The organism is Alkalibacterium sp. s-m-28, from assembly GCF_054658175.1.
In genome coordinates this window covers 1-11,600 of sequence record NZ_BAAGIQ010000066.1, presented here as the reverse complement: position 1 = coordinate 11,600, position 11,600 = coordinate 1, and the positions used below count along the sequence as shown (strand labels likewise).

At 41.3% G+C, this 11,600-nt stretch carries 13 protein-coding genes; 12 read left to right on the top strand and 1 reads right to left on the bottom strand.

All coding sequences use genetic code 11. The features are described 5' to 3' along the window. Positions 1 to 413: 413 nt before the first annotated feature. Both ACYQ4S_RS08820 and ACYQ4S_RS08815 read left to right on the top strand, forming a co-directional pair. Positions 414 to 968 carry a CDP-alcohol phosphatidyltransferase family protein gene (locus tag ACYQ4S_RS08820; protein WP_346025595.1) on the top strand — a complete coding sequence of 185 codons (555 nt, stop codon included), beginning with the start codon at positions 414 to 416 and terminating at the stop codon, positions 966 to 968. 577 nt (positions 969 to 1,545) lie between these two features. Beyond that, positions 1,546 to 1,989: a MarR family winged helix-turn-helix transcriptional regulator gene (locus ACYQ4S_RS08815; protein ID WP_346025594.1), complete on the top strand. Its 444-nt coding sequence runs from the start codon at positions 1,546 to 1,548 to the stop codon at positions 1,987 to 1,989. Between the two features lie 109 nt (positions 1,990 to 2,098). Here the strand turns inward: ACYQ4S_RS08815 and ACYQ4S_RS08810 are convergent, their stop codons facing one another. Beyond that, positions 2,099 to 3,823: an IS1634 family transposase gene (locus ACYQ4S_RS08810; protein WP_459770637.1), complete on the bottom strand. Its 1,725-nt coding sequence runs from the start codon at positions 3,821 to 3,823 to the stop codon at positions 2,099 to 2,101. 313 nt (positions 3,824 to 4,136) lie between these two features. Between ACYQ4S_RS08810 and ACYQ4S_RS08805 the strand changes: the two genes are divergently transcribed. The 10 genes from ACYQ4S_RS08805 to fabZ all read left to right on the top strand — a co-directional run bounded on the left by ACYQ4S_RS08805 (position 4,137) and on the right by fabZ (position 11,451). Then, positions 4,137 to 4,493, top strand: coding sequence for a DUF2187 domain-containing protein (locus ACYQ4S_RS08805; RefSeq protein ID WP_428830598.1), 357 nt, complete (start codon positions 4,137 to 4,139; stop codon positions 4,491 to 4,493). A 315-nt stretch (positions 4,494 to 4,808) separates the two neighbouring features. Next, positions 4,809 to 5,264 carry a fatty acid biosynthesis transcriptional regulator FabT gene (fabT, locus tag ACYQ4S_RS08800; protein WP_170230946.1) on the top strand — a complete coding sequence of 152 codons (456 nt, stop codon included), beginning with the start codon at positions 4,809 to 4,811 and terminating at the stop codon, positions 5,262 to 5,264. Beyond that, positions 5,264 to 6,250 carry a beta-ketoacyl-ACP synthase III gene (locus tag ACYQ4S_RS08795; protein ID WP_459770636.1) on the top strand — a complete coding sequence of 329 codons (987 nt, stop codon included), beginning with the start codon at positions 5,264 to 5,266 and terminating at the stop codon, positions 6,248 to 6,250. The genes fabT and ACYQ4S_RS08795 overlap by 1 nt, the downstream gene beginning before the upstream one ends. A gap of 44 nt (positions 6,251 to 6,294) precedes the next feature. Next, on the top strand, positions 6,295 to 6,525 hold the full coding sequence (locus ACYQ4S_RS08790) for an acyl carrier protein (protein WP_346024284.1): 231 nt from the start codon (positions 6,295 to 6,297) through the stop codon (positions 6,523 to 6,525). Between the two features lie 22 nt (positions 6,526 to 6,547). Beyond that, positions 6,548 to 7,501, top strand: coding sequence for an enoyl-[acyl-carrier-protein] reductase FabK (gene fabK, locus ACYQ4S_RS08785; RefSeq protein ID WP_346024283.1), 954 nt, complete (start codon positions 6,548 to 6,550; stop codon positions 7,499 to 7,501). Between the two features lie 82 nt (positions 7,502 to 7,583). Further along, a complete protein-coding gene (fabD, locus tag ACYQ4S_RS08780; RefSeq protein WP_346024282.1) occupies positions 7,584 to 8,513 on the top strand; it encodes an ACP S-malonyltransferase in 930 nt (309 codons plus the stop codon). A gap of 10 nt (positions 8,514 to 8,523) precedes the next feature. After that, on the top strand, positions 8,524 to 9,255 hold the full coding sequence (gene fabG, locus ACYQ4S_RS08775; protein ID WP_346024281.1) for a 3-oxoacyl-[acyl-carrier-protein] reductase: 732 nt from the start codon (positions 8,524 to 8,526) through the stop codon (positions 9,253 to 9,255). 19 nt (positions 9,256 to 9,274) lie between these two features. After that, entirely contained in the window at positions 9,275 to 10,519 is a 1,245-nt protein-coding gene (gene fabF, locus ACYQ4S_RS08770; protein WP_346024280.1) for a beta-ketoacyl-ACP synthase II, read from the top strand. Beyond that, a complete protein-coding gene (accB, locus tag ACYQ4S_RS08765) occupies positions 10,516 to 11,007 on the top strand; it encodes an acetyl-CoA carboxylase biotin carboxyl carrier protein (protein ID WP_091268061.1) in 492 nt (163 codons plus the stop codon). The genes fabF and accB overlap by 4 nt, the downstream gene beginning before the upstream one ends. Positions 11,008 to 11,028: 21 nt before the next feature. After that, positions 11,029 to 11,451 carry a 3-hydroxyacyl-ACP dehydratase FabZ gene (fabZ, locus tag ACYQ4S_RS08760; RefSeq protein WP_346024287.1) on the top strand — a complete coding sequence of 141 codons (423 nt, stop codon included), beginning with the start codon at positions 11,029 to 11,031 and terminating at the stop codon, positions 11,449 to 11,451. The last annotated feature ends 149 nt before the right edge of the window (positions 11,452 to 11,600 follow it).

The following is an 11,600-nucleotide window of genomic DNA, read 5'->3' as shown; positions in this document are numbered from 1 at the left end:
TGGACAGTGCTAAACGCATTGGTTACTCCAGAAAGAAATACTGGAGACTGTCAAAAACACCTGAAGTTCATTGGGTGCTTACAACGAAAAGACTCTACCGGTGGAACGTAGTTTCACTACGAGACCTAGCAGAGTCTGCTTACTTAAGATATTGAACCGCCGTATACGGAACCGTACGTACGGTGGTGTGAGAGGACGATAAATGAATTAATCATTTATCTCCTACTCGATTCTAAATTGCTATTACCGGTCAAATTAAGTATACTAAAATAGTACAAATCAGGTCATTTGATCTGACAAGTGAATGGACAGGCATCATTTTAGAGAATATTATTCCATTTCAAATTGCCCATGATAATCCGGATTAAAAAATAAATGAGCGGTACCCATATTCGACGGGAGGATGAGGACAGATGAACGCAAAAGACTGGTTCACTATTCCAAATATATTGTCATATTTCAGGTTAATACTTATTCCGTATTTTGTAATTGCTTATATGTCTGCTGAATCCCATGGTGAATATGTGTACGCGACGGGTATTCTGGTTTTGTCCGGACTGACTGATGCTGTGGATGGGTTTATAGCAAGACGCTTTAATCAGGGGACAAAAATCGGACAGCTTCTTGATCCTGTTGCCGATAAACTGACCCAGGTGGCAGTCGTTGCCGTTCTAATGTTTAAGTGGCCGGTGTTTCTCTTTCTATTTATTCTTTTCCTGGTGAAGGAAACTTATATGTTTGTAGAAAACATCCGGCTGTATAAAAAACAGAAAACACTGGATGGATCGATCTGGCCGGGTAAAGTTGCTACGATCGTCTTTTACTTCACTATGTTCATTGCTGTTTTTTTCCCAACACTGACTGAGGGCACCGTAGTTCTTCTGGTAGGCGTAGCGAGTATCTTTCAAATCAGTGCATTTTATCATTACAGTAAGTTATTCAGAGATATGCACAGTAACGAAGTATAATAAGGTGTGTTATTATAAAATTCTGATTTACGTGTGATAAACTAGTGGAAAGCAAGAGGAGTAATGTCATGGAAACTGGAGTGGGGCTGGATAATGCAAAGAAATACCTTGAAGCCAGTAATGAGTTGAATGTTATCAAATCATTCAATTACCACCTTTAGAAGACCCCGTATTGCCGTCTTTAACAGATGACCTCATGGCACAGAAAAAAAGGACCCGACAAGATAAACGAATAAAATGGTTGGATATTGCTATTACTATTACTCAGGAACATAATTACTGAATGACCAGCGTGTTGACAAACGCATTAGATTTTATGTATCATAATTTGAATGACAAATCAGCAGGAATCGTCAGTTATGAATTTATGGGTTGAGAATGAACAGCTGAAGAGTTTCGGATAGTCTTGTCATAATTTAAAATACTCATGTAAGAACGCATCCTAATGTGTCAATATCCTGAACTGAAAATTTCTGCCATGGACATAATCTAGGACAATAGTCAGGAGTAAAAAACTGAAAATGTGACCCTGCCATACCCACTAGAAAAGTATTTACCTTATTAGGTGGTGAGAAAGATGAATGACAATAGAGACCAGCTTAAAGCATTGACAATTTTGCTTAAAGCATCTTCAAGTGTAGAAAAAGTAGTAAAAAATGATATGGCATCTTATGGATTGAATGCAACCGAGTTTTCAGTACTTGAACTTCTATTCAATAAAGGACGTCAACCAATACAGATGATCGGAAAACAGATCCTGTTAGCTTCAAGCAGCATCACATATGTCGTTGACAGACTAGAGGAAAAAGGATTTGTCGATAGAGTAGCCGATAAGTTTGACAGAAGAGTCACCTTCTGCGAGCTCACGCAGGAAGGGCATACTCTGATGAAGGAAATATTTCCTAAGCATGCAGATAAAATAGCTGAAATTTTTGAAGAATGCACATTAGAAGAAATAAAAACTTTACAGAACACCCTAAAAAAAGTCGGGTATAAAGCAGTCAGCTTACAGGACACTTAACTAGGGCCAACCTTTATTCGCTTTCATAATCTCGAGTTTGACAGTCAAAACGACAAGAATGCCTTAGGTATAGGCTCTCTTGTCGTTTTTTTAGTTAAAAAAGTGCGTACTATTTTTGTTTTTTGGTTTGTTTTAAAATTTTTTTCATTCTTTTTTGAGGAATAATTTCAGTGTCCGTTCTAAACCCAAACTCCTCATGGAGTTGATCAGTCAAATCCGTTCGTGTATAGGTTGGAATATATCCTTCTCCCAAGTATTCAAACACACGCATCTTGCGTAGTGTATCAATGATATCAGGACAGGTATAGGCTTCATCTAACTTTTTTTCAAGAATACGATAAACCAGTAATGAAAGAAAACAAGTGAGGAAATGTGCTTTAATCCGGTCATCCTTTCGAACAAAAACCGGTCGTGCACGCATTTCACTTTTCAGAATACGAAAGGTTTCTTCAATCTCCCAGCGCCGTTGAGATATTTTAAGTATCTCTTCCGAATCCCCCGATACATTTGTACAGATACCGTATAAACCATCGTATTTCGCTTCTTCTTTTATCTTCTCTTGATCTACTGTGACTTGAAAGTCCTTAGCGATTTCGCCTTCTTTAGTGACATGTGTCTCTTTTAAGAAACGCTTGAAATCTGTTGGACGTTTTTTCTTTAATTGACTCGGGTTATCGGCTTTCTTCATAGCTCGTTCAATCTGTTTTCTGCGAATCTCTTCTTGATAGCGTTTATGTTTGGGAGAAAAAGTGATAATCAATCGCTGTTCTAATCCATTTTCATGTATCCAGCGTTCTTTATAATAGTGTCCTTTATCTTTTTCTAAATCCAAATCTTCCAGATTTATTTTACGGGCAGACCGATGCGATTCCCCTACGGGGAGCCAGCCCTTGGTATCCAATGCCCATTCTTTTAAATGCTTTTTTAACAGTTTAATGGACTGAGTCGTAATAAATCCTCTATTTCCAAAAGAGTTATAGAGTCTATTGTCATGAGAGGATAGTCCAGCGTCTGTACAGACAATAAATTGGGACAAGTTAAAATCGCGTATAATTCTCTTTTCCAATGGCTTTAACGTCGGTTGTTCATTTTGGTTGCCTGAGTGAATCACGAAAGAAAGGGGCAGTCCGTTTCCATCCATGAACAGTCCCATTTGAACAATGGGGTTAGGGCGATTCTCTTTAGACATGCCGTATTGTTTTAAACCTTCGGCTTCTTCAATTTCAAAATAGAAATTCGTGCAATCGTAATATAATACCTGTTGGTTACGTTCCACAATTTCTAAACTGTTCTGATAGACCATTTCTTCGATAGTATTTGATTCTTCGGCTAAAACATCTAGGGCACGATAAATGTGCTGGGATTCTACTTCGTGCGCTTCAAGTAAATCTTGCGCGCATTCAAACGTTCCTTTCTTTGACCGGGGATTCAGTATACGCATATAAATCAGTCGAGAGAGTATCGTGTTTAAGTCATAAGAAAAGTTGTGTTTGTCTGAAATGATGCGGCAGACCTTATCCAGCTTTAGTTGATGATAAAGGGATTGTAAAAATAAATACCCGACATTGAATGACCGTTGGTCATTTTTAGAGATGGGTTTATGGGGATCAAATTTCGCTACAATCTTAGCCTTTTTTTCTTTTTCTTTATCGGTCAAAGTCTTAGCGTATTGTTTGGCCCATTCATACGGATTGACTCCCGGATGTTTTTCTAAAATCTCTTTATCGTTTCCTAGGGCTTCAACCACTTTTGTGGTTTTCTTTCCGTTAACATAAACGTCTTTAATAATCATATAGGAGGTAGAATGTTTTGATTGGCTCTTTTTCACGCGCATAGGAATCCCTCATATCTTAGTTTAATAAGCTTATTATATCATTGTACGAAATCGTACGCAATAATAAAGAAGTGAATTTGACAAAAAAATAAAGCCCTTATAGGCTTTCTGTCACTTTTTCCTCGTTTCAACTGTCAAACTCCCGAATGCACATTAGAAGAAATAAAAACTTTACAGAACACCCTAAAAAAAGTCGGGTATAAAGCAGTCAGCTTACAGGACACTTAACTAGGGCCAACCTTTATTCGCTTTCATAATACTCTTATGGTATAATGATTAAAGGAGTATAATATCTTAATGAAGAATTGAGGGGATGAAAGTGGCTAAAGAAGAGATCACTGCGGAAGTCCAGCAATTGGTTGAAACGGAACTTCGTAAAGGTGCCAGCAACTCCCGAATTGCTAATTTATTAGATTTACCTTATAAAGAAGCAGTCGACATTATTGAAACGATCAAAGAAAATTTAAGACCGGATGTTGGGGATGAAATTATCTTTTCATTTAGAGACGAACCAATGGAAGGAATTATTGAAAAACTTCTTACAAACAGTGCCATCGTCCGTATCAACTGGAATCATTCTGCTGAAAGAATGCGTGATCTGGTTGAAGAAAAAACGGTCGTTAACTTTAAAGATATTGAAGGATTTAAAAATCAAGTGGATGAAGAATAAGCAACTATCAAAAAAGGCCGTCCTAGGATGGTCTTTTTTGCTTTTATACACCCCGAATTGAGGAAGTGTAAAAGGGTCACCGCAGAAATTTGACTTAAGAAGTTAAACAGGCAGTAAAAAATCATACAAAAAACATAAGAATAAGGAGACCGTTCCAACCAGTAATGATAGCGCTATCAACAAAACTTTCAAAACTGCCTTCACATATAAATCATTATTTTAATCTTGACAGTTTTTCCAAACTAAGTTAGTATTTTGATTGTCAAATAGTTTGATAATCAAACAATATCGACTAAACGAATAGGAGGAGATGATGTGGATCCAAAAATCAATGAAATAAACGGGTACCTGGTATCTATTTTCAACGATGTGCTGATGATTGAAGAACGGACACTCCAGACCAGTCAGTTCAAGGATGTATCGATCAAAGAAATGCATACCATTGATGCAATTGGCATGTATCAGGAGCACACAACCAGTGAAGTGGCTAAGAAGCTTGGGATTACTGTAGGTACGCTTACAGTCTCGGTCAACAACTTAGTCCGTAAAGGCTATGTGAACCGCGTCCGAAGCGAGAAAGACCGAAGAGTCGTCAAGCTGGCGCTGACAAAGCAAGGCCGCCTGCTCTATCGTCTTCATGACAAGTTTCATAGAGACATGGTCAGAGAAACGCTAACGGAAATGAGCGAAGAAGAAGCTGAAGTGCTGATGAAAGGCTTGTTGAATCTTCACAGCTTTCTTGAGCGGACAAAGGAGCAGTTACCGGAGTGATGGACAAGACCCATGTAAAAATATATTCAACTGGGAAATATATCCCACCTCATCGTGTGTCTAATCATGATTTGACGAGCTGGATGGATACGTCTGACGAATGGATCGTCAAACGGACAGGTATCCAGACCCGTTACTTATCTCGTGGAGACAACACGAGTGACTTGTGCGTCAAAGCTGCGCATGATGTGCTAGAAGGTAGTCATATCGATGCTGATGAAATCGGACTGATTATTGTTGCGACAATGTCACCTGATGGGCAGTCTCCATCTGTTGCCAGTAAAGTACAGTCAGCGATTCAAGCGGGTCAGGCGATGGCATTCGATATGAACGCAGCCTGCTCAGGTTTTGTCTACGCGCTATCTACAGCAGAAAAAATACTCAGACATGCTCCCTACAGCTATGCCTTAGTGCTTGGCGGAGAGGTCATGTCAAAAGAGATCGACTGGACAGACAGAAAGACGGCAGTACTTTTCGGTGATGGAGCAGCAGGAGTCCTGATAGGTAAGACAGATGAGTCTGATCAGTTTATATCTGAAGATCTTCATGCAAATGGAGATAAAGGAGAGGCACTGACATCTGGGAATAGACAGGTGGATAATCCTCTTGTACAGTCAGACAAATCAGTCAGTTACCTGACTATGGATGGAAGAGAGATCTTCAACTTTGTCACTCGCTCGATTCCGGACAGTATCCAAAAGGTTATTGAAGCCGGCGGGACTGACATAGAAGACATTGATTATTTTCTTCTTCATCAGGCAAATGCACGCATCATAGAAATTGTTGCCAGGAAACTGAAGCGTCCTGTCGAGACATTTCCAATGAACATTCAGAATTACGGGAACACATCTGCAGCCAGTCTACCGATACTATTGGACGAGCTTGCAAAAGAAAAAAAAGTGTTGAATGGAAAAAAACAGAAAATCATCTTGAGTGCCTTCGGCGGGGGATTAACCTGGGGAACGCTACTCTTGGAAATAAACTAATGATACAAACTAAAAAACTAATGAACTAATCGGAGGAATTATAAATGACAACTTTTGAAAAAATTCAGGAAATTATCGTAGATCAGCTGGACAAAGAAGAAAGCGAAGTACAACTCTCAACGAACTTTAGAGAAGAACTTGAAGCAGACAGCTTGGATCTGTTCCAGATCATAAATGATATCGAAGACGAATTTGACATCAAGATAGAATCTGAAGAGGGTCTGACAACTGTAGAAGATCTAGTAAAATATGTTGAAGGTCAAATCGAATCTTAATTTAACAGGAAGGAGCTCCTAGATGAATCAGCCCTTATTAGAGCAAATTGGAATTAAATATCCCATCATACAAGGAGCGATGTCATGGGTTGCCACTCCAAGTCTAGCAGCAGCCGTCTCAAATGCAGGCGGACTGGGCATGCTTGGAGCCGGGCATGAACCAGGTGAGTATGTCAGAAAAATCATTCAAGAAACTAAGAAGATGACAGACAAACCATTTGGTATGAATGTCCTGCTGCTGTCACCCTATGTTGATGATGTCGTCGATGTTGTGTGCGAAGAAGGCATAAAAGTCGTGACAACTGGAGCGGGCAGTCCTGGACGATATATGAAAAAGTTCAAGGATGCAGGTATTACTGTGATCCCTGTAGTTGCTTCCGTTGCACTGGCCAGACGGATGGAAAAAGAAGGTGCAGATGCAATCATCTGTGAAGGGATGGAAGCTGGAGGTCATATTGGAAAACTGACAACCATGACACTAGTTCCTCAGGTCGTTGATGCAGTTCATATTCCAGTAATAGCAGCTGGAGGTATAGCAGATGGCCGGGGAATGGCTGCCGCATTTATGCTGGGAGCGTCTGCGGTACAATTGGGTACACGGTTTGTAGTCGCTTATGAAAGTATTGCTCATGAAAAATTCAAGGAGCGCATTATTAAGGCGAGAGACATTGATACCGTCGTAACTGGTATGATCACAGGTCATCCTGTACGTGTACTTAGAAACAAACTCACAAAAGAATATCTGAAAGTAGAAAAAGAAATTACAAGTGATGAGCATCCGGATTTTTCACGTCTTGAAGAGCTTGGTAAGGGCGCTTTAAGAAAAGCGGTTATTGAAGGTGATAAGGATGGTGGATCATTTATGTCCGGTCAGATTGCCGGTCTGGTATCGAAAGAACAGAGTTGTGAGGAGATCATTCAGGAGCTGATGAGTGAATACAAAGAGCTGACAGCTCACCCAGTCGTCTTTAATTGATGTGTAAGCTTCAGTCTAATACTTTGATATTCAAACAAATGGCGACTTACTCATTTATCAGTTATATGAAAGGAAGTTTTTCGTGAAAACTGCATTTGTCTTTAGTGGGCAGGGTGCGCAGTATCTGGGCATGGGAAAAGAATTCTACGACACTTATGCATCTGCCCGCGCTATATTTGATCAAGCCAGTGAGGCATTGGATCTCGATCTTGCTGAAATTTGCTTTAACGATGAAAAGAAGATACATCTCACTCCGTATACTCAGCCGGCTATTCTGACAGTCAGTCATGCTATTGCTGCAGTCATGGGCGAAGAAGGCATTCATCCGGATTGTTCAGCAGGACTTAGTCTGGGAGAATACAGTGCGCTTGTCGCTTCAGGAGGCATAGGGTTCAAAGAAGCAGTCAGACTTGTCCACAAGAGGGGAAGTCTTATGGAAGAAGCTGTTCCTGACGGAGAAGGAAAAATGGCTGCGGTCATAGGACTGGATGCAGAAGCAGTTGAATCGATCTGTACCTCAGTCACTGAAAATAACTATGTGACCGTAGCAAATTATAATACGCCAAGTCAGCTTGTTCTTTCTGGAACAGCAGAAGGTGTGGAGCAGGCGATGAAGCTGGCCGAAGAACGTGGGGCGAAACGTGTAGTTGAACTGAATGTCAGCGGACCTTTTCATTCTCAACTGCTTGAACCAGCAGCTCAGGAATTTTCTGAAGTCCTGTCTCAGCAGACATTCAACCCGTTAACTATCCCGGTCTATTCTAACGTGACAGCCAGTGCTTATCCTGATTCAGGGGCGATTTCTCATCTTCTCACTGAACAGATGACTTCATCTGTCCGTTTTGAACAGATGATTCGGATTATGGCTGAAGATGGGGTAGAGAGATTTATCGAAGTCGGACCTGGAAAAACTTTAAAGTCATTTATCAAAGCAATTGATAAAAGCTTTAAACCGTCGAATGTCGAAAAGCCTAGTCAATTGAATAAATTACTGGAAAAATCGAGTGGATAGTAGGGGTAATATGGATAAAAAAACAATCATAGTAACAGGAAGCACCAGAGGAATCGGTAAAGCGATCGCAGCCTTCTTTCTTAATAGAGGGCATAATGTCGTTGTTAACGGACGAAAAGACCTGTCAGATGATCTGATGGATTACTTCAACGTTTTCGACGGGACTGTCCATGTTATCAATGGGGACATCAGCGATTCGGCCTTTGCTAAAAAGCTGATCAAGGACACTAGAAAACACTTTGGGTCTGTAGATGTTCTAGTGAATAATGCAGGGATCACACGTGACAATCTGGCAATCAGGTTGTCTGATGATGATTTTGATGCCACGCTTGATGTGAACTTGAAAGGCACGTTCTATACATCTAAAGAAGCGGCTAAAGTGATGCTCAAGCAGCGCTCAGGGCATATCATCAATATGTCCAGTGTTGTCGGAGTAGCTGGAAACGTCGGACAGGCGAACTATGCTGCGAGTAAGGCCGGTGTAATCGGATTGACCAAATCATTGGCCAAGGAGCTGGCTCCAAGAGGCGTGCTGGTTAATGCCATCGCACCTGGCTTCATTGAATCGGATATGACCGATCAGCTGACCGATGAAGTAAAAGAGAAAGCTCTGATGACTATTCCTCTCAACCGCCTTGGTAAAGCTGAAGAGGTAGCTGAGCTGGCAGGGTTTTTAAGTAATCAGAAGTATATTACCGGACAAGTTTTCCACGTTGATGGTGGAATGGTAATGAACGGGTAAATAGTTTAGGAGGCTGAGAATGGAAAGAGTAGTAATTACTGGTCTTGGGGCGATTACGCCGCTTGGCAATTCAGTAGCAGAATTTTGGGATGGACTGAAAAATGGAAGAAACGGCATAGGGCCGCTGACCAAATTCGATGGAGAGGCAATCAATGTTCATGTTGCCGGAGAAGTCCGAGACTTTGAAGCTAAGAAAGTCATGGACAGAAAACTGGCTAAGCGTATGGACCCATTTTCGCAGTATGGCGTAGCGGCTGCTCTTGAAGCAGTGAAAGATAGTGAAATCGACATGGATGAAATTGATGCCGATCGCATGGGAGTCATTGTCGGTTCAGGAATTGGCGGACTGAATGCCATGCAGGACCAGATCATCAAAATGCATGAAAAAGGACTGGACCGTGTTGCTCCCTTTTTCGTTCCTATGGCAATTGGAAATATGGTTGCGGGAAATATCTCCATAGCAACTGGAGCAAAAGGCCCGAATCTCTCAATCGTCACAGCCTGTGCATCCGGAAACAATTCAATTGGAGAAGCATATAGAAATATCAAGCACGGCTATGCCGACATCATGCTGGCTGGTGGAGCTGAGGCAAGCATCAATGAAATCGGTATGTCAGGTTTTGCTGCGCTGAATGCATTATCAACTAATGAAGATCCTAATGCTGCTTCAACACCTTTCGACAAGAATCGTCATGGATTCGTCATGGGTGAAGGTGCAGGAGTTCTTGTACTTGAAAGCCTGTCTTCTGCTTTGAAACGCAAGGCGAAAATATATGCTGAAATTACAGGTTACGGTGCGACTGGAGATAGTTTCCACATGACTGCCCCTTCTCCAGACGGATCAGGTGCTGCAAGAGCCATGAAGCAGGCTATTAAAGAGTCTGGAATCGAAGCTGCAGATATTGGCTATATCAATGCACACGGAACATCTACACCTGCCAATGACTCTTCAGAAACCGAGGCCATCAAACTGGCATTAGGTGATGAAGCAGCTGCGAGTGTCGCTGTTTCAAGTACTAAAAGCATGACAGGTCATTTACTTGGAGGTGCAGGGGCGATCGAAGCGATCGCATCCATTAAAGCACTTCAGGAAGGAATACTTCCACCGACAATCAATCTAAGCACACCTGACGAAGCCTGCGACCTGGATTATGTCAGCAATCAGCCAAGAGAAAAAGCAATTCAGTATGCATTAAATAACTCTTTAGGGTTTGGTGGACATAACGCCGTTACCTGCTTCAAGAAATGGGAGGATAAGGAATGAATTTTGAACAGCTGAAAGAGCTGATCGATCACATCGACCGGTCATCTCTTTATGAGTTCGAGATGGAAAATGACGACATCTCCTTAAAATTGAGTAAAAGAAAAACGTATGGTGCTGGTGGTGTCGTGCAGACCCAAGATCAGGTGGAGCCTAACAATCAGGCAGAACCTGCAAGGAAATTCTCACCCTCGTCAGAAGAGGAAACTGCTGCGCAGTCCGCGCCACAAGAGATCGCACCAGATGAAGATCTTCATGAACTGAAGGCGCCCATAGTAGGGACAGGCTACCTGTCTTCTTCACCTGATGCCCCACCATTCGTCAGTGAAGGCGATGCAGTATCAAAAGGTCAGACCATCTGTATCATCGAAGCGATGAAAGTCATGAATGAAATCAAGAGTGACGTAGACGGAACGATCAGCCAAATAATGATCGAAGACGGACAGCCTGTCGAATTCAATCAGTCACTGATCAAAATCAAGCCAAATTAAAGGAGACTACTTATGACTACTATGAACATCAAAGAAATTCAGGAACTGATTCCCAATCGTTACCCGATCTACTTTATTGACAAAGTGACAGAGCTGATTCCAGGTGAACATGTCACCGCAATAAAAAATGTAACGATCAATGAAGAGTTTTTCCAAGGACACTTCCCGGGAGAACCAGTCATGCCAGGTGTACTCATTGTTGAGAGTCTGGCACAGGCTGGATCGATCCCGCTTTTAAAACTGGATCAGTTCAAGTCTCAGACAGCCTATCTCGGTGGACTGAACAAAGTTAAATTCAAGAAAAAAGTAGTTCCTGGAGATGTGCTTGAATTAAAAGTAGATATCGTCAAGCTTAAAGAGTATGCTGGAATCGGTAAAGGTGTCGCATACGTGGATGGCAAGAAGGTCTGTGAAGTAGAAATGACATTCATTATCGGAAGATAGCAGATCACTAAAATTTGTATCTATTAAGCATTATGGTGTTAAGTCAAGAGAATAGATTATAAAATGACAACCTATTTTCATAAAAAAGGGTGCACTGAACTAAACCGCCACGTATTCGAAAATACGTTCGGTTTATATCTTCGGATAGT